The following is an 18,283-nucleotide window of genomic DNA, read 5'->3' as shown; positions in this document are numbered from 1 at the left end:
GGAACTTTCGGGACAGGTACAACCATGAGCAGTCAGACTGCAGTCTCGCGAGATCACGGTCCGCAGCAGACGAGGGGTTCGGCGACGTCGATCCATGCGGCACGTGGCAGCGGCGAGCGGTTTCCCGAAAAGCACCTCTCCGTCCATGCTGGGACCGCTGCGACGACCGCGCTGCTCGAGGGGCCATCCCCCGGCCTAGGCGGCGCGGCATTATCGCCGGAGGAGCTCGACGGCTTTCTCCCGTCCCTTGCGAATACGGCTGCGCGTCCGCGCGTGATGATGCTGGGCCTGCGCGGGATACCGGACGTGCAGGGCGGCGTGGAGAAACATGTCGAGATGCTTTCCGCCAGGCTCGTGGCCCTTGGCTGGAGCGTCGACGTCATCGGCCGACAGCGCTATCTTTCGACAACCTCGCCCTACGCCTGGGGCGGAATTCGCGTCTTCCCGCTCTGGGCCCCGCGGCTGACGGCGCTGGAGGCCATCGTCCACACCTTCGTCGGCGTCTGTTTCGCCGCGCTGCGCCGGCCGGACGTCCTGCATATCCATGCGATCGGCCCCGCCTTGCTGGTTCCCCTGGCGAGGCTCTTGCGCATGAGGGTCGTGGTCACGCATCACGGCTATGATTATGACCGGCAGAAATGGGGCACCTTCGCCAAGCGCATGCTGAAGCTTGGGGAGCGCATGGGCATGCGGCTTGCGCATGGGCGGATCGCCATTTCGAAGGAAATCGTGAAGACAATGGGCGAGCGCTACAAGGTGCCGGTTGCCTTCGTCCCGAACGGCGTCGCTGTTTCGCCGGGGCGCGCCGGAACCGGCATACTCGATGAGTTCGGCCTCACGCGCCGCCGTTACATTCTGCTTGCGGCGCGGCTCGTTCCGGAAAAGCGCCAGACCGATCTCGTCCAGGCATTCGCACTTCTGGGCGGTAACGGCGTCAAGCTCGTCCTGGCGGGTAGTGCGGAGTTCGAGACGCCCTATGCGGATGAGGTGAGGGCGATGGCCGATAGCGTGCCCGACGTGGTCATGACCGGCTTCCAATCGGGCGACAGGCTGGCGGAACTCTTTGCCAATGCGGCACTGTTCGTCCTGCCCTCCAGTCACGAAGGCATGCCGATCGCCCTGCTGGAGGCTATGGCTCATGGCCTGCCGGTCCTGGCAAGCGACATCGTCGCCAATCGCGAACTCAGCCTGCCGGCGGCCGACTATTTCCCGCTCGGCGACATAGATGCCCTTGCCGCTGCGATCGCCAGAAAGATTGCAAATCCCCCCAGTGACGACGAGGTCCGTTCGCAGATGGCCCACGTGGAATCGACCCACAGTTGGGCAAGTGTGGCGCAAAAGACCCTTGCGATCTATCGAGCGCTTGCAAGATGAGCCGAGCGCAATGCGGCGAGATGGCCGTTAGTAACAGGCAGCGGGTCATGGATATCAGGCGCGCGGCCACGGTTCTCGCATGGCTCCTGCTGGCGCTGGTCGCCTATTCGACGCTGTCGCCGATCGGCATGCGGCCGCGTATTGGGACGTGGGTTCACGTCGAGCGGTTCGGCGCCTACGGGCTGATAGGCTTCCTCTTCGTGACCGCCTATCCGCGACGGCTCCCAATTGTTCTGGGGATGGTGCTTGGAGCGGCGGTCGGTTTCGAATTGCTGCAGATGCTGTCGGCTGACCGCCACGCGCGGATGGAGGACGTTGCGGTCAAGATGGCCGGTGCAGCGTGCGGTGTCGGTGCAGCCTTGTTTGCCGCTCGCCACTGGAGGCATTTGCGAGGCTGGCAAAATAAACCAAAACTCAAACCATCGCAGGTAGAACGTTCGGCTTAGTGCATTTGGCGGCATGGGCGCGGCGAGCGGAACACGGCGCAATCTTTCTGGGGGCCTTCTTGGCGATATCCGTTATTATCAAGACCTTGAATGAAGAGAAGCGTATTGCCGCAACGATCGAGAGCGCGTTGGCGGCGCTTCAGGGTCAAGAGGGCGAAGTCATCCTTGCCGACAGCGGATCGTCGGACGCCACGGTCGAAATCGCCTCGCAATATCCGATTGTCATCGCGCAGATCACCCCGCCGGCGCGTCCGAGCTGCGGGATCGGGCCGCAACTCGGTTTTCAATATTCCCGCCACGACTACGTCTGCCTCATCGACGGCGACATGCTGCTGGATGCCGGCTTTCTCGACGAGGCCGTCCGCTTCCTCGACGACAACCCGACTGTCGCGGGCGTGACCGGCCACGTCGAGGAGATGCACGTCGCCAACCTGGAATTTGCCCGGCGCGTCCACCGCAACGCCCCGGAAAATCGCACGGGGTCGATCGACCGCATGAATGGCGGCGGGCTTTACAGGCGCGGCGCCATCGAAGATGTCGGTTACCTCTCGGATCGCAACCTGCACGGCTATGAGGAGTTCGATCTCGGCATCCGCCTAAGGAGCGCCGGCTGGTGGCTTCACCGCCTTGATCGGCGGTTCGTCCAGCACTTTGGCCACACCGTCAACTCCTACCGGCTGCTCGTGCGTCGCTGGAAGAGCAAATATCTCTACGGCATCGGCGAGCTCTTGCGTGCTTCGCTCGGCAAGCCCTATTTCCTCCAGCTCCTGCGCGAGCTGCCCGAACTCAGGCTCTGGGGGCTCGTGCATCTCTGGTGGCTGTTCTGTGTTTGCCTGGTTGTCTTCCTCCCGAACAAGGTTGCAGCGATCGGAGCCGTCCTCGCCATGATCGCAGGTGTCGTTGCGCTGGCGAGTATCAAGAAGCGTAGCCTCGGCATGGGGCTCTACACGGTCATCGCCTGGTTTTTCCACGCGGCAGCGTTGCCCGTCGGGATGCTTGGAAGCCGTCGCCAACCCAACGAACCGATCGAGAGCAGAATCCTTGGAAATCCGGCGTGACGATGCGTTTACTGCTTGCCGCGGCGGTAATCTTCCTTGGCGCACATATGCAGCGGGCCGATGCCTCAGACGAATGGGTGCCTGTCCGCGACGTCTCGCTGGAGGTCCAATCGGGAAGTCCCCTCGATTTTTCCAGCTTCCTGCCCAATGGCGCGATTGACGCGGAGCACCGCCTGGTCGCGGGCGGGGGCGGGCGCCTGGCCTATGCAAAGTCGCCGGAAAAGCCGCTGCGGATGCTCTGCGCTTCGCTCGCCTGGAGCCCGGCCTCAGGCGGCTTTCCCGATCATGACGGTGCGGAGCGCTACGCGCGCCAACTGGCGCTTCACGGCTATAACATAGCGCGGCTGCATTTTACCGATGCGAGCCTGATGTTCGGCCGGCAGAAGGATTTCGACTTCGATCCGGAAACCCTCGACCGCATCCACTACCTGCTCGCGGCGCTGAAGCGCAACGGCATCTACTGGATCGTCGACGGGCTCTCGTCGCCACGCGGCGCCTACGGCGGTTATGACGACCGCTGGGATGCAAATGGCGATCTCAAGTTGCGCCTGCACCTGGATGAAGAGGCCTTCGCCCATTGGAGGACGCTGCAGGAGAAGTTCCTGGGGAGGGTCAATCCCTATACCGGTGTCGCGCCCATCCGCGACGATGCGTTGGCGCTGGTGATCCTCGCCAACGAAAACGGCATCGAGTTCGACGGCGTCGTGCATGACCGTCCGGGCGAATCCGCTTATGACGCGGCGCTTGCCGCGCCTTTCAACCAGTGGCTTGCGAAGCACTACGCCTCGACCGGACAACTCGCCCAGACTTGGGGAGAGCTTGGCGCCGACGAACGGCTGGAAATGGGTACGGTCCGGCTTCCGCCCGATCGCTATGCCGACAGCGCCCGCATGCGTGATCTGCAGGCATTCTTCACCGACTTGGAGCGAGCGTCGACCGCTCGGATGAGCAAGATACTGCGCGATCTCGGCTATAGAGGCCTGATCAGCACCTACAACAACTGGCCTACCCTTCAGACCGCGCTCAGCAGGCGCGATCTCGAAGTGGTCACCATGAACACCTATCATGACTGGGTCGGCGGCTATGCGCCGGGCAGCGCTCTCCGGCAGGTGAGTTCCATCGCCGACGGTGCCAATTACATGCGAATGATCGCCGCGGCGCGCTGGTTCGGAAAGCCCTTCATCGTAAGCGAGTACGACCACCTGTTCTGGAACCGCTACCGCTACGAGGCGGGGCTGGTGCTGCCAGCCTATGCATCGCTACAGGGCTGGGACGTGCTGTGCCGGCATGGCCATGGGCCGATCGTCCTTGCCTATGGCGAACCCTATCCGCACAAGAAGGCGATGCTTCCCTATGCGATCGCGCTCGATCCGGTGGCACGGGCCGGCGAGACGCTGGCGGCCCTTTTATACCGGCGCGGCGATGTGGCGACCTCCGGGATTACCATTCGCTTTGCCGTGCGCGGCGGGGAGGATCTTGGCGAGGACATGCAGGCGCGCGAGCCCGAGCGCCTCACCGAACTCGCCTTGATCGGCGGCATAGGCCTCGTTCCTGCGGATCGTGTCGACGACTACGCCATCGGCGTCGCGCAGCCGCGTACACAGGGTGCAGACGACGTGCTGGCAGCTCTTCGCGATAGCCGCTCGCTGCCTCGCAACAATAAGACCGGCACGCAAAGCGGCATTTACGAGAGCGACACCGGGCAGATCGTCCTTGATCGCCGCGCCGGGCAGTTGCGGATTTCGACGCCGGCGACCGAGGCGGCGGCTTTCTCCTCGCTTCGCGAGCCGATCGATCTCGGCGTTCTCAGCATCGAGCAGGCGGATGGAGACGGGCTCGTTGCCCTGGCGGCCATCGATCGCCAGCCCTCGCTCGCTGAAAGCCGCCGTATGCTGCTGATCTTCGCAACGGACGCCCGGAACAGCGGGATGATCTTCCGCGACAGCGAGGAAAAGGTGATCGAGGATTTCGGCACACTTCCGGTGCTGATCCGCGAGGGCCATGTCGATCTGGCGCTTGAGAGAGGGGCCGCCAAGTGGAGGATATCGCCGGTCGGCCTGGACGGTACCGTCTATCCGCCGGTGCGCAGCGGCACAGGCGCCGTCACCTTCCGTCTGTCGAACGACACGCCCTATGGGCCGACGACCTATTTCCTCGTGGAACTCGACGACAGCTGAGTTGGTCACTGACGCTCCCGGCGAGGCGCGCCGAGTTAGCGATTGCATTTCCCGGCCTAACCTGATTTTTGGTGCCGGATCGGCAGGGCGGTCGAAGGACGCGCATCGGCCGAAAGCTGCATGGGGTGTCGCAAAGCATGGATAGCTTGCCCGAAAGCGTCGGCAAGACCTGGTGGCCAGGGCCGGGCAGCCGCCTCGGTGCGACCTTCTTCGTCCGTCAGGCCTTTCCATGGCTCGGGCGCTATTTCGGCGGCCAAACGCTCGCCTCGACGCTGTCGCCCGGTATCGAGGGCATCGTCTCCTGGGGCGGGCGTGTCCCCGCAAAGACGGCAATGGCGATCGCCCGCGCACGGCGGCTGCCGCACTGGCACCTCGAGGACGGTTTCCTGCGTTCGGTCGGCCTCGGCAAGGACGGAGCTGCGCCGGTTTCGATCATTGCTGACGATCTGGCATTGCCCGTCGACGGCGGCAAGGCGTCGCGGCTCGAGCTGTTGATCGCCGCGGCCGCAGGCGGCGGACATGACGCATTCGGCCAGCGCATCGGGGAGCGGATGGTCGAACACAGGCTTTCCAAATACAACAACCTGCCGCATCGCCAACCGGCGATCGAGCCGAGCAGCCGACGGCGGATCCTCCTGGTGGATCAGGTCCTCGGCGATGTTTCGGTGTCACGCGCACTCGGCAGCCGCCGCTCGTTCGATCGAATGCTGGACGACGCGCTGGCGAGCGGCGCCCAATGCGTCGTCCGTACCCATCCGGACGTCATGGCGGGCCATCGCAAGGGTTACCTGACGGAGCGTGCCGCCAGCACTCCTGGCGTTATTCTGCTCGCCGACAAGGTGTCAGTCGCCTCGATCCTCGACGTCGTCGGCGAGGTCTGGACCGTTTCCAGCCAGGTCGGCTTCGATGCGCTGCTGAGAGGAATACCGGTGCGCTGCTACGCGGTGCCCTTTTATGCCGGATGGGGGCTGACGGAAGATAGGGCAGGCCCAAGGGCCGAATTCGCGTTGGCACGCCGCGCCGTGGCGAGACCGACGGCCGACCAACTCACCGCTGCGGTGCTCGGTCTCTATCCCAGCTACCGCAACCCGGCAGACTGGAAGCCGATGGATGTCTTTGCGGCAATCGATCTCCTGGTCGCCGTGCTCGACAGGCCCTGAAGCGCAGTCGCACCCAACCCATCGTCGTGCGTCTGAGGGAGACACAAACGACGTCCTCAGTATCCGGTTCACGCAGTTAATATCGATTTAGTTCGGACCTGCCGCGGCTCTTAACCATTCCGCAACGATGGAGTGCAACTAAATAGTGTGGCGCAAGCATGATTGCTGCTGCGGTAAAGGGCATTTCGCATCGCGAGAACCGGCGATGCATGACCACCTGTTCTCAAGAGATGCCGACGCCGTTTTTCGGCATTCGGACGATTGTTTTCTGCATTTTTGGCGAGGGTTCCCTGCGGGGAAGGCGTATTCGGGGCAGACATATGAAACTCAATATTGCACGCGGCATGATTGTCTTCGGAGGAATCATTGCGGTCGGCCTATTGGTCTCGATCGGCATCAAGACATACGCTTTCGACAAGTTGAGGGTGAACGGTCCGGTCTACACGCAGATCGTCTACGGCAAGGATCTCGTCGCTGATATCCTTCCGCCGCCCTTGTACACAGTCGAATCCTACATGCTCGCCATGGAAGCGATCTCCGGTCCGGAACTCGCCGCCAAGAATCAGGAAAAGATCACCGCCTTGAAGCGCGCCTATGACGAGCGGCGGGCCTATTGGAAGACTTCATCCGCGCCCGATGCTTTGATGGGGAAGCTGGAGGCCGAGGTGCTCGGCAGGGCCGACCTCTTCTGGCAGGTGATGGAAAAGCAGTTCCTTCCTGCGCTTCAGGCAAATGACGGTGCCGCCGTTGGTCAGGCGCTGGGCGCCTTGAAGGATAGCTTCCATCATCACGAAGTTGCGGTGAACGAACTGGTGCAGATGGCTGTCGCCTTCCAGGCGGGCGAGGAAGCCGCCGCAGCCGTGGAAACGGACCAGCTGTCCATGGCGGCGACGACAAGTTCGGTGATCTCGGTCGCGCTGCTCGCCGCCGGCCTCTGGTACTTTCGCCGCCGTGCGGTCCAGCCGCTGGCGGCGATGTCGTCCTATATGGAGACGCTCGCCGGGGGCGACTACGGCCGGGCCGTGCCCTTCTCGGATCGCACGGATGAGATTGGCGCGGTGGCGAAATCCGTCGCCATCTTCCGCGAGGCGGCCATCGAACGCCGCAGCATGCGTGAGCGCGCGGAGGAGGAGCGCCGCCGCCAGGAGGAGCAGGAGAGGGTTCTCCGCGAACAGCGGGCAGCCGAGGAAGAGGAGCGGCGAACCGTCATCGATCGACTGAGCGGGGGACTGGGGCGGCTTTCGACCGGCGACCTCACGGCGCAAATCGACGCCCGTTTCGCCCCGGAATTCGAACGGCTCCGCAGCGAATTCAACGGCAGCGTCGGGCAGCTTGCCGAAGCCATTTCCGGCGTGCTCCAGGCGACCAGCCGGCTGCGTTCCGGTTCGTCGGAGATCGCCAGCGCCACCGACGATCTGGCAAAGCGCACCGAGCACCAAGCCGTGTCGCTGGAGCAGACGGCCGCCGCCTGCGATGAGATCACCGCGACGGTGCGCAACTCGCTGGAACGCGCCCGGGAAGCAAGCCTGGTGATGCGGACTGCCAAGGACGGAGCGGAACGCTCTGCGGCCGTCGTCCGCGATGCCGTTGCGGCGATGGAACGGATCGCAGGTTCTTCGACGCGTATCCGGCAAATCCTCAATGTCATCGACGAGATCGCGTTCCAAACCAACCTGCTTGCGTTGAATGCAGGGGTCGAGGCGGCGCGGGCGGGCGAGGCCGGCAAGGGCTTTGCGGTCGTCGCGCAGGAGATTCGCGAACTTGCCAGCCGCTCGGCCAATGCGGCGAGGGAAATCAAGACGTTGATCGAAACCTCGGTCCGCGAGGTTGCGGACGGCGTCGAACTCGTCAATCAGACAGGTTCGGCGCTGACGGGCATTGAAGGCCATATGCTGCAGGTAAGCGGCCTGATCGGCGCCATCGTCACCGCCGCCGACGAACAATCCTCCGCGCTCGATGGCATTAATGCCGCTCTGCAGCAGATGGACCAGGTCACGCAGCAGAACGCTGCCATGGTCGAGGAGACGAATGCCGCCTGCCGCGCGCTCAGCGAGGAGGTGCTCGATCTCGACAGAATTGCCGAACGGTTTCAGGTGAACGGGAATGGCGGGCGGGCGCGCCGCGCTGCCTGATGCGCCAGGGTGCGGGCCACAAAGAATCGAGACACTCGGGCCGAGCAATCTGCAGCTGAAGCGCGAGAGGCGGAAAGCTTTGCCCGCCGCCGAAAGCGGCACGTGCCAGCGGCAAGCCAAGCCGCTGGCACGATACCCAGGGCATCATGCCCAAGGCTGCCCTGCACCCACGAGAAGGAGTGTAAGCGGACTGGCCGGCGTTAGGCTACAGTTGGAAGTTTAAATCGATATCCGCATTGCGAAGAAGGTGTACGGTTAACGCATTATTGCGCGGAGAGCCTGCGGTCGGTGTGGAACACATAGTAAAACAGCAACAATAGAGTGCAATGTTGCTTGGTGTGTATTAAATCGTGTAATTCGGCCTGGGATAGGTAAAGATAGGGCGCAACCGTGGCTAGTCTACGTGTGTATTGTGGCGCCTAGAATTTCGGTCGATTAGCGAAATCTTCTGCGACGTCGTTCGATACGACCTCATGCTTAGCTGTAGGTGATCGTGTTGCCGTTTCGGGGCCGGATGAAGAAGTGCTGGTCATATTCGTAATCGCCGCCGCCCGTGAAACTTTCGAAAAGGCCGGAGAAGATCGTATCCAATTTGTATTGGACACGCGTCACCACCAGTTGCACGTCCTCCGTTCTTAGTTCCTCTGGCACCTCGACGGGCGAGTCCTGTCCTGAGGAGAGGGCGGTCGTGCCATAGGCGGCAGACCAGTTCACGGTCGCCTTGCCGTTGCTGCCGATGTCGAGAACGCAAAGGAGGATCGCGAGTTCGTCGGTATCATAGGGTTGCACGATGGTGCTGACGCCGTCGAGGATCGATTCGACGCTCGCCTCGGTCCAACTGCTTTGCATGGCGATGATCTCGCTGCTCGTCGAAGCGATCTGGTTAATCTTTCTGTGCACCGTCAGGCCTTGCCCGAGATCGACCAGTCCGGCGAGCAGCAGCAGCATGATCGGAAAGAGGAACGCGAATTCGATCGCGGAAGCTCCGTCGCGATTCCGCAGGAGGGCGACTGTTCTCTTGGCGATTGGTGTCATGCGGGCATCCTCAGAACGGTTCATTGCGCAGCAGGACGGAGGCGCCCATCAGGTAGCTGCCGTCCGCGAGCGTCGAGCTCGAAAGCGAATAGAGGCTGACGACGGGCTTCCAGGGAAGGAAAGCCTGGACCATCACGTAATCGCTGCCCTTGCCGATTTCGAAGCCTTCGGTGATCGACACGGCGCCGGTGCTGTTGATCGCCTTCATCGCGCCGGAGGAGGAGGTGTCGGTGAGCGTATCGACGGCCACCAGCAGCTTGTCTTCGCAGTCGAGCACATAGAGCAGGTTGCCGCAGACCTCCGTCTTGAAGCCTGTGAGCGCCATATTGCCCTCAGCCGCCTGGCCGGTTCGTATGAGGCGCGCGGCCTTATGAACCGCGGCATCGAGGGCCGAGTCGATGAAGAACATCGCCGCACATTCGAGAATGCCGAAGATGATGGTGAACAGCGGCAGCGCGAGAAGCGCGAATTCGATGGCGGCCACGCCCGACCGGTCGCCCAGCAGCCGGCGCAAAAGGGTGATCTTCGAACGGCTCTTCATTGGGTGAGCCGTACCGAAGTCAGATATTGGTTGAAGAGGGTGGAAAGGCCGGCGGTGATCTCGTCTTCGGAGGCGGCGGAGATGAAGAGATCGGCAGAGGAGGCGCAGTCCTGCAGCGCGATCGGGATATAGTCGTGCCTGCTGATGCTGCTGCTGACGCCGCTATGCAGCGTACCGCCCCAGGTGGAGGTCCACCTGCTCTTCGCCATCGTGTCGTCAAGGGTATCGTTGTATCCCCAATCATCGGGGATGGAGAGGTACTCCGTATAGAGGACGGCCACTGTGGCGTCGTCATTCTTGAGGTATCCACACCAGTCGGGGTTAAGAGGCGTCACAATCCCCCAGTTCTTACCAGCGTTGGAGGTGTGTCGGATACACGTTCCGGCGGCGTTCTTCTTAATACATTTAGTGCCCTTCGGGATGTCGTTGATAACCCAGTTGCGATGCGACTGGACGCCATCTGTTAGCAAAAGCACTAGTTTTAGCGGCTTGCTGGCCGAACTGCCGTCGTCACCTTTCCCGACCTTGTCCTGCAGAGCCTCGAGCGAGGTCTCGAAGTCGGTCGAGGTGGTGGAGGTTGCGCTCGTCAGGCCGGCATCATCGTCGGAAAGTTTCTTCCGCGCGGTGCTGGTCGAATAGGTCGGCTCGAGGACCTCGGTGATGGTTTCGCCGAGACTGTAGAGACCGACCTTGATCCTCGCATGGTCCTCGTCCGCCGCGTCGACCATGTCGAGCACCTCTTCGACGGCGTCGAGCGCCACGTCTGTTCGGAGCTTTACACCGAGGCTCTTAATGTAGTTGTAGTAGGTCGATGCGATGACGGAGCCGTTCTTCTTCACTGGATCCTTCGTGTCATGGCAGGCGAACTCGCAGGTGATATTCTTGTCGGCCCGCAGCATTGCCTGGTCCTTGCTTGTCGCGGCCAGCAGCATCGACGGTGATTTGTCGATGACGATGTAGACTTCGAGGTAGGACGTTGCCGGCCCCTCGATGGCACTGATGACGCCGACCGGAACGGTCTTGATATCGGCCAAGGTCATCAGCGTCGTCGGCACGGTTCCGCTTGCGCTGGCGGTGATCGTGTGGCCGCTCTTGTCGACGGTGATCTCCGTCAGATCATAGGTGGCGCCTTGCTTCTCGGACTGGGCGTCGAACCATTCCTTGATCTTTTCGGCGATTTCGTCCTCATCGTATTCGTCGATCTCCTTGATGGCGGCCACCAGCGCGGCGTCGAGGTCCGATTGCATCCTGCTCTGGACGTTGTAGGCGCGCGTATAGTCGAGGCCGGCGCCGACGGCGAGGATCATCGGAATGATGCAGACTGCGACCGTCAGGGCGACATTGCCGCTCCTGTCGCTGGCTATGGTTGACATTCGGCTGGCGATCAACCGACGGAAAACGCCGAAATCGAAATGCATGTTTTAGTGACCAGCTCCGTTACTTCGCGTGCCGATCGTGCTGGGGAAATATTATTCGGGGGTAAATTAGCGTCGTGTTTGGCTAGCCGATTGGCGCTTGGCTATCCGGATCGCGCAACAAAACGACTGAGGAGGTGCAAGCGCCTTCGTCCGACAGCGCAGGTTCGCCGTTCGGGCACGGAATAGGTATCAGCGGTTTGATCGTGACGGAGGAACGCCGATGCCGCACCGGCTGTGAAGCTTGGCCGTTTCGGACGGCGTCTGGCCGAAGGCATCATGGTAGACCGCGGAAAACCGGCCCATATGGGTGAAGCCCCAGGCGCGTGCCACCTGCGCGATCGAGAGCGTATTGGCATCGTCGGAAAGGGTTTTGCGAACACCCTCCAGCCGCATATGGCGCAGAAAATTCAAGGGTGTCGTGTCCTTGAACTGCTGGAAGGCGGTCTGCAAGGCGCGCACGCTCGTGCCTGCCTCCCGGGCGATATCGGCAACGCTCATGGGTTCGGCGATATTGGCAACCATGTATTCGATCGCCCGTTTCAGGTTTCGTGGCATGGCAGGGGACATTGGCTTGTGCAGTCGGGCGCTGTAGTTGTGGGGAAGCGATTCCAGGATCATGACCATTGCTGCCTGAAAAAGATGCGTGGTCGCCGTCGTCGAAACACGGTCTTCGCCCGCGACGTCGAAACAATCCCAGAGCAGGCCTCCGAGAGCGGCAAGCCGCGAGCCGATGGCCGAACCCGTTTCCAAGGTCGCACAAAGGTCGATATCTCCCAGGACGGGGGCGTCGAGGAGCTGACTGAGCTGGCCGACCATCGCCGATTTGTCGAAGGCGATGCCGATATGGCCGCGGTTCTCGTGGATTGTCAGTTTTTCGAACTGCGCCATGTTGCCGACCATGGCGGTTCCCGGGGTCGACAGAAGCCGTTTGCGGCCGACGTCGATCTCCATGGTGCTCGAATGCGGCAAGTAGAGCACGAAGGCGTCGGAGGGCTGCGAGAACGTGACTTTCATGCCCGAATGGCACATGCCCGCCCAGATGCTGAAAGGCCCGGCAGAATAGTGCCGGTCCTCGACCGAGATAGGACCGACTCCGTCCAAGGGTTCAACCTTGGCGGGTGACAATGTTCTTGCATAATGCTCGGACATTTCGTCGGCATCTGCTTTGACGATGCGGAATGCCGGGCGATGAGGGACGTACCTCATCAAAGTCCCGAAAAAGCCTCGGCGCCCTGCAGGGTAGCGCCTTGGGTTACATTTTCACGTATCAGGTTCACGCCACCTCCCTTTCAAGGGTGCTCTCCGCGCCCGCAATTGTCGTACAAATAAGCGTATATTAGCTTTGCCGTAAACGGTTATATGAAGCCGGATATCCAAAAAACGAAAAACGAAGCCGGATTTCGCAAGAATTGCTGAGCGCGTCGCCCAGGAGGAGAACTTTTCGCTCACAGGTTGCGGGTACTCGAACGTGAAGGGCGTGCAAGATTCCGCCGGCCGCGCCAGCGTGCACCATCGATCGACCGTTTTCGGCCAAGTTCGTAAAGTTCAAAATCAACCGTAGCATCGTAGCGATCCAAGCAGCGGCGTCGCGGACCGTGGCGGGCGACTGATAGCGCAGCCGAGCCGACTCACTTTGGCTGGCCAATCGGCGAGCCGCAATGTTCATGCCTGTGCAGAGAGCATCGATGGCGACCAGCGAACTAATCCTCGCAGACGGAAAGCGTCGTCTTCGGGATAGGCCATGCGCTATGCGGATACTGGAGAGCTTGTTTCCATATGTCTTTTGTAAGCCGTCCGACATATTCAAGGAAGTCGTGAATTTAAGTTGAAAACTACTCCCGGCGGCGCTGGCTTCTACTGAGCGTGGTGTCGTGCGGGGAAATCACGGCACTTGCGTCATTGAACGCAACGCCGCAAAAAGGTGGGAACAAGAACGAATGCAGGCCAGACCGAACAAGAAAGAACCCCGTGCGATCGACATCCATGTAGGCAATCGCATCCGCTTGCGCCGATTGGCTTTGGATTGGAGTCAAACAAAGCTCGGCGAGGCGCTCGACGTCAGTTTCCAGCAGGTGCAGAAATACGAAAAGGGCCTGAACCGCGTCGGTGCGAGCCGTCTCCAGCGTGCCGCCGAGGTCCTGAGCGTTTCGGTGTCCTATTTCTTCGAAGGCGGTCCCGAAAGCTTGAATGGCTCGGAGCAGAATGCCGCGGTGACCTCCAGCGATGAGATGCTGCAGTTCCTTGCCACCGAGGAGGGCGTGGCACTCAATCGCGCCTTTGCCCGGCTCAGCGACCCGCAGGTCCGGCGCAAGATCGTGGCGCTCGTCAAGGCCTTGGTCGCCACGGACGCCGCACCGACCCCGGCAATGGCCTTCGAAGAGTAAGGGCCACCGGCTGCGGCCGATTGCACTTTGTCCGGCTTCAAGGCGCGATCGAAGATGCGCGCCGCAAGTCAGGCTTTTCGATCCTACTGCATGTCTTCTAAATCGTCGCCGATTGAGAAGACATGCAGTAGACGTTGGTGCGGAATGCGGGCGGAAAACCGCGCACACGTTTCCTCATCCCGCTCCAAGCGCCGCGGAGCCGATGACAGTACAGGTCATTCGGCGGCAATAGGTGCGGGGTAGGCGGCGCGATCCTCGGCCGCCTCCTGCCGCGGCTCGGCGGCCTCGCCCTCCGGTTCGCGCGCCTTGGGCTCCTTGCCGAAGAACAGTGCGTAGCCGGCCGGCAGCACCAGGATCGTCAGCACGGTCGCAACGAGGATGCCGCCCATCATCGCATAGGCAAGCGGTCCCCAGAACACGCCGCGCGAGATCGGGATCAGCGCGAGCACGGCGGTCAGCGCCGTCAGCACGATCGGCCGGAAGCGCCGTACCGCAGCGCCGATGATCGCCTCGGAGCGCTCCATCCCCGCCGCAATGTCCTGGTCGATCTGGTCGACGAGGATGATCGAGTTGCGGATGATGATGCCGAGCAGCGCGATGACGCCGAGGATGGCGACGAAGCCGAACGGGGCGCCGCTGATGAGCAAGGCCGCAGCCGCACCGATGATGCCGAGCGGCCCGGTTGCGAGCACCAGCATCGACTTGCCGAAGTGCTGGAGCTGCGCCATCAGCAGGATGACGATGACGAGCAGCATGATCGGCGCCTTTGCTGCGATCGACGCCTGGCTCTCGGCACTGTCTTCTGCCCCGCCCTGGATCTCGACCATGTAGCTGGGAGAAAGACCGTCCCTGAGACCCTGCAATTCGTTGTAGATCTGCTGGGTCACGTCGTTCGGCTGGATGCCGTCCGGCAGCGTTGCGCGCACGGTGATGGTCGGCAAGCGATCGCGTCGCCATTCGATACCCTGCTCCATGACCGGAACCACCTTGGCAACCTGCGACACAGGCACGAAGCTGCCGAAATCCGTCGGCACATAGACCGAGTTGACGGCCGAAAGCAGCTGGCGATTGCCGTCCGGCTCTCGCGCTACGATCGAGACAGTCTCTTCGCCATCGCGGAAATCGTCGAGCGGAGCGCCGGACATCGCCGCCTGCAGCATCTGGCGGATGCGCTGCGAGGTGACGCCGAGGGCGCGGGCGCGGTCCTGGTCGATCACCAGCTTCATCGCCGGCACGGGCTCCAGCCAGTCGTCATGGATCGCGCCGAGCAGCGGATTCTCGCGGAACTTCGTCTTCACCTGATCGGCGATGCGGCGCACCTCCTGGCGATCCGGCCCCATCACCCGGATCTGCACTGGCCAGCCGGTCGGAGGGCCAAGGAAGAGGCGGTCGACCTTGGCGCGGATCGACGGAAAATCTGCGGCAAGGATCGTCCGCAACTTGACGATCAGCCTTTCGCGGGCCGTCTCGTCCTTCGCCATCACGAGGAGTTGCGCGAAGTTGGGATTGCGGAGCTGCTGGTCGAGCGGCAGGAAGAAGCGCGGTATGCCTTCGCCGATATAGGTGGCGATGAAGCGCTTGTCCTCGTCGCCCATCATGCGCGCCTCGAGCGCCTTGGCCTGCCTTTCGACTTCCTCGATGCTCGTGCCCTCCGGGAGCCAGAGATCGACCAGAATCTCCGGCCGCGAGGACTGCGGGAAGAAGTTCTTCGGAATGAACTGGAACGCCCAGAGGCTCGCCATGAAGGTTGCGAGCGTCATCACGAGCACGATGACGCGGTGGCGCACCGCCCAGCCGACGGTCGCCCTGAGGCGCCGGTAGAAGCGGGTGTCGAACGCATCGTGGTGGGTGCCGGCGTGGTGGCGCTGCTTCAGGATCATGTAGCCGAGCCAGGGAGTGAAATAGACGGCCACGAACCATGACACGACGAGCGCGATGCCGACGACGTAGAAGAGAGAACGGACATATTCGCCGGCGGTCGATTCGGCGAAGCCGACAGGAATGAAGCCGGCCGTGGTGATCAGCGTGCCCGTCAGCATCGGAAAGGCGGTGGAGGAATAGGCAAAGCTCGCCGCCTCGATTTTCACCAGCCCTTCCTCGAGCTTCCGCTCCATCATTTCCACAACGATCATCGCGTCGTCGACGAGCAGGCCAAGCGCGATGATCAGTGCCCCGAGCGAGATGCGCTGCAGGTCGATGCCGAGCTCGTACATGATCGCGAAGGTGGCGGCGAGCACCAGCGGGATGGCGATGGCGATCACCAGACCAGAGCGCCAGCCGATCGACAGGAAGGAGACGACGAGCACGATGATCAATGCCTCGACGAGCGCGTGGCTGAATTCGCTGATCGCCTCGGTCACCACCTCCGGCTGGTTGGAGATCTGTTCGACCGAGACGCCGTAGGGAAGGGCGGACTCGAAGCGCTCGTAGGTCGCCTCCACCGCCTTGCCAACGTCGGTAACCTTGTGTCCCTTGGCCATCACGACGCCGATCTGAACGCTGTCGTGGCCGTTGAAGCGGAATTTGCGCGAATAGGGGTCTTCAAGACCGGCGGTGACGGTCGCGATGTCGGCAAGCCGGATCGTCTCATTGCCGGCGCGCAGCCTCAGTTCGCGGATATCCTCGGCACGCCTGACATCGCCGTCGACGGAGATGCGAACCGAGCGGGGGCCCGTCTCGACGGTACCGGCCGGATCGACATTGTTCTGGCCGGCGACGGCGTTGCGCAGGTCATTGAGCGTCAGCCCGCGGGCGGCGAGCAGCTTGGAGGAAACATCGATATAGATCTTCTGCGGCTGGTCGCCGAGGATGACGACCTTCTCGACACCCGTCGTCGTCAGGAGCATGTCGCGGCCCTCGGTCGCGAAACGCTTCAGTTCGGGATAGCTGTAGCCATCGCCGCTGATCGCGTGGAGCGTGATGAAGGTATCGCCGAACTCGTCGTTGAAATACGGACCGAGTACGCCGTCCGGCAGTTCGTTGGCAATGTCCCCCACTTTCTTGCGCACCTGGTAAAAGGCATCGGCAACGTCGTCGGCGTTCGTATCGCCCTCGATCTGAACGGTGATGATGGCGCTGCCGGCGCGCGTGTAGGAGCGGACGAAATCGAGATGCGGCGTTTCCTGCAGCTTGCGCTCGATCTTGTTGACGACCTGGTCCTGCATCTCCTGGATCGAGGCGCCGGGCCAGACGGCCTGCACGACCATGGTGCGGAAGGTGAATTCCGGATCTTCGCGCTGCCCCATGCGAACGAGACCGAGCGCGCCGGTGATAATGATCAGCCCGAACAGGAAACGCGCGATGCTCGGATGACCGATCGCCCAGCGCGACAGATTGAACGGTTTCTTCTCCCCGGTGGAGGCTTGCATCGGCGTATTTCCGTTCTGCTGATTGGTCTTAGCGGAGGATTTCGCGCGTTTCGGCGCGGGCGGACTGCTGCTCGGCGAGGGGCAGCTTGACCCTCAGGTCTTCGGCCATGAACTGCGTGCCGGCTGCGACGACGAGATCGCCCGGTCGCAACCCGACGGCGATGCGCACCTGATCGCCGGCGTAATCGGCGAGCCCGATGGGGCGGGCATGGACGGTCGAGGCGCTGCGATCGACCACCCAGACGATGTCCCTGCCGTCCTTCTGCGCAAGCGCGCTCAGGGGAATGGCGACGAGGGGTTCGGAACTGGCGGCAGCCGCCTCGACGGTTGCGGTCATGCCGAGCAAGACTCGCGGATCGTTGGGCAGGCTGATGCGAACCAAGAAAGTCCGGGATTGCCGTTCTGCACTGCCGGAGACTTCCCGAACATGGCCGTCGAGGGTGAGCATGTCGTTGGACCAGAAACGCGCCTTTACCGTCTTGCCGGGTTTGAATTCGGCAATATCCATTTCCGGAACGGCAACTTCGATTTCCTTCTCGCCGTCGACTGCGACGGTTACGACCGCCGTACCGGCGCCGACGACCTGGCCGATGTCGGCATTGATCGCCGTCACGATGCCGATCTGGTCCGACTTGAGATTCCCATAGGCGACCTGGTTCTTCGCCTGGCTGAGGCTCGAGGCGGCCGCGTCGCGCGTGGAAACCGCCTGATCATAGAGGAGAGTCGCCTGGTCGAGCTCGGCCTTTGAGGAGAATGATTTGGTGAAGAGTTGCTCGGCCCGAGCCTTGGTCAGCGAAGTCGTCTGCACCTGCTTTTCGGCGGCGAAGAGGGTTGCCTCGGCGCTATTTACGGTCAGTTGGTAGTCGGTCGGATCGATGCGAGCGAGGAGATCGCCCGGCTTCACCCGGTCGCCGACATTGACGAGGCGCTCGGTGATCTTGCCGGCCACACGGAAGCCGAGAGTCATCTCGGTGCGTGCCCTCACCACACCGGAATAGTCGAGCTGGCGGGCCTCACCCATGCCGGCGATCTCTATCACCTTGACGGGCCGAATGATCTCCTTCGTTTCCGCCTTTTCCTCCGCGCAGCCGGAGAGGACGGCGGTAAGCGAGATCAGGGCCAGGACACGGGCAAAGAGCGGCCGGTTGTAAGCTCTCGGTGAAAACATCGTTCGGACTCCTGATCCGGTA

13 protein-coding genes are annotated in these 18,283 nt (G+C 62.2%); 7 read left to right on the top strand and 6 right to left on the bottom strand.

From position 1 onward, the window contains the following. Nucleotides 1–24 precede the first annotated feature (24 nt). The 6 genes from USDA257_RS07080 (at nt 25) to USDA257_RS07055 (ending at nt 8,347) form a co-directional block, all read left to right on the top strand. Nucleotides 25–1,374, top strand: a complete 1,350-nt coding sequence (locus tag USDA257_RS07080; RefSeq protein WP_014762224.1) for a glycosyltransferase family 4 protein — start codon at nt 25–27, stop codon at nt 1,372–1,374. A gap of 47 nt (nt 1,375–1,421) precedes the next feature. Beyond that, on the top strand, nt 1,422–1,820 hold the full coding sequence (locus USDA257_RS07075; protein WP_041413976.1) for a VanZ family protein: 399 nt from the start codon (nt 1,422–1,424) through the stop codon (nt 1,818–1,820). 59 nt (nt 1,821–1,879) lie between these two features. Beyond that, nucleotides 1,880–2,878, top strand: coding sequence for a glycosyltransferase family 2 protein (locus USDA257_RS07070; RefSeq protein WP_014762222.1), 999 nt, complete (start codon nt 1,880–1,882; stop codon nt 2,876–2,878). A gap of 2 nt (nt 2,879–2,880) precedes the next feature. Further along, nucleotides 2,881–5,055, top strand: coding sequence for a hypothetical protein (locus USDA257_RS07065; RefSeq protein WP_014762221.1), 2,175 nt, complete (start codon nt 2,881–2,883; stop codon nt 5,053–5,055). Between the two features lie 137 nt (nt 5,056–5,192). Next, nucleotides 5,193–6,215, top strand: a complete 1,023-nt coding sequence (locus USDA257_RS07060; RefSeq protein ID WP_014762220.1) for a capsular polysaccharide export protein, LipB/KpsS family — start codon at nt 5,193–5,195, stop codon at nt 6,213–6,215. Nucleotides 6,216–6,535: 320 nt separating this feature from the next. Next, on the top strand, nt 6,536–8,347 hold the full coding sequence (locus USDA257_RS07055) for a methyl-accepting chemotaxis protein (RefSeq protein ID WP_014762219.1): 1,812 nt from the start codon (nt 6,536–6,538) through the stop codon (nt 8,345–8,347). 477 nt (nt 8,348–8,824) lie between these two features. Here the strand turns inward: USDA257_RS07055 and USDA257_RS07050 are convergent, their stop codons facing one another. The 4 genes from USDA257_RS07050 to USDA257_RS07035 all read right to left on the bottom strand — a co-directional run bounded on the left by USDA257_RS07050 (nt 8,825) and on the right by USDA257_RS07035 (nt 12,547). Next, on the bottom strand, nt 8,825–9,382 hold the full coding sequence (locus USDA257_RS07050; RefSeq protein WP_014762218.1) for a TadE/TadG family type IV pilus assembly protein: 558 nt from the start codon (nt 9,380–9,382) through the stop codon (nt 8,825–8,827). A 10-nt stretch (nt 9,383–9,392) separates the two neighbouring features. Then, nucleotides 9,393–9,923, bottom strand: a complete 531-nt coding sequence (locus USDA257_RS07045; protein ID WP_014762217.1) for a TadE/TadG family type IV pilus assembly protein — start codon at nt 9,921–9,923, stop codon at nt 9,393–9,395. After that, complete coding sequence (locus USDA257_RS07040; protein WP_014762216.1) at nt 9,920–11,341, bottom strand: TadE/TadG family type IV pilus assembly protein; 1,422 nt, start codon at nt 11,339–11,341, stop codon at nt 9,920–9,922. The genes USDA257_RS07045 and USDA257_RS07040 overlap by 4 nt, the downstream gene beginning before the upstream one ends. 189 nt (nt 11,342–11,530) lie before the next feature. Beyond that, nucleotides 11,531–12,547 carry an AraC family transcriptional regulator gene (locus USDA257_RS07035; RefSeq protein WP_014762215.1) on the bottom strand — a complete coding sequence of 339 codons (1,017 nt, stop codon included), beginning with the start codon at nt 12,545–12,547 and terminating at the stop codon, nt 11,531–11,533. A 731-nt stretch (nt 12,548–13,278) separates the two neighbouring features. Between USDA257_RS07035 and USDA257_RS07030 the strand changes: the two genes are divergently transcribed. Continuing rightward, nucleotides 13,279–13,725 (top strand): helix-turn-helix domain-containing protein, encoded by a 447-nt coding sequence (locus tag USDA257_RS07030; protein WP_014762214.1) that lies wholly within the window; start codon nt 13,279–13,281, stop codon nt 13,723–13,725. Nucleotides 13,726–13,940: 215 nt separating this feature from the next. Here USDA257_RS07030 and USDA257_RS07025 read toward each other — a convergent pair whose 3' ends face one another. Continuing rightward, the gene (locus USDA257_RS07025; RefSeq protein WP_014762213.1) at nt 13,941–17,093 is read right to left on the bottom strand and encodes an efflux RND transporter permease subunit; all 3,153 of its coding nucleotides are present in this window, start codon (nt 17,091–17,093) and stop codon (nt 13,941–13,943) included. Between the two features lie 28 nt (nt 17,094–17,121). Next, nucleotides 17,122–18,261, bottom strand: coding sequence for an efflux RND transporter periplasmic adaptor subunit (locus USDA257_RS07020; RefSeq protein ID WP_014762212.1), 1,140 nt, complete (start codon nt 18,259–18,261; stop codon nt 17,122–17,124). Nucleotides 18,262–18,283: the final 22 nt, after the last annotated feature.

Origin of the sequence: Sinorhizobium fredii USDA 257, from assembly GCF_000265205.3 — a bacterium.
Taxonomy (GTDB): domain Bacteria; phylum Pseudomonadota; class Alphaproteobacteria; order Rhizobiales; family Rhizobiaceae; genus Sinorhizobium; species Sinorhizobium fredii_B.
Note: the sequence above shows the minus strand (reverse complement) of the source record. Positions and strands in the feature narration are given on the sequence as shown.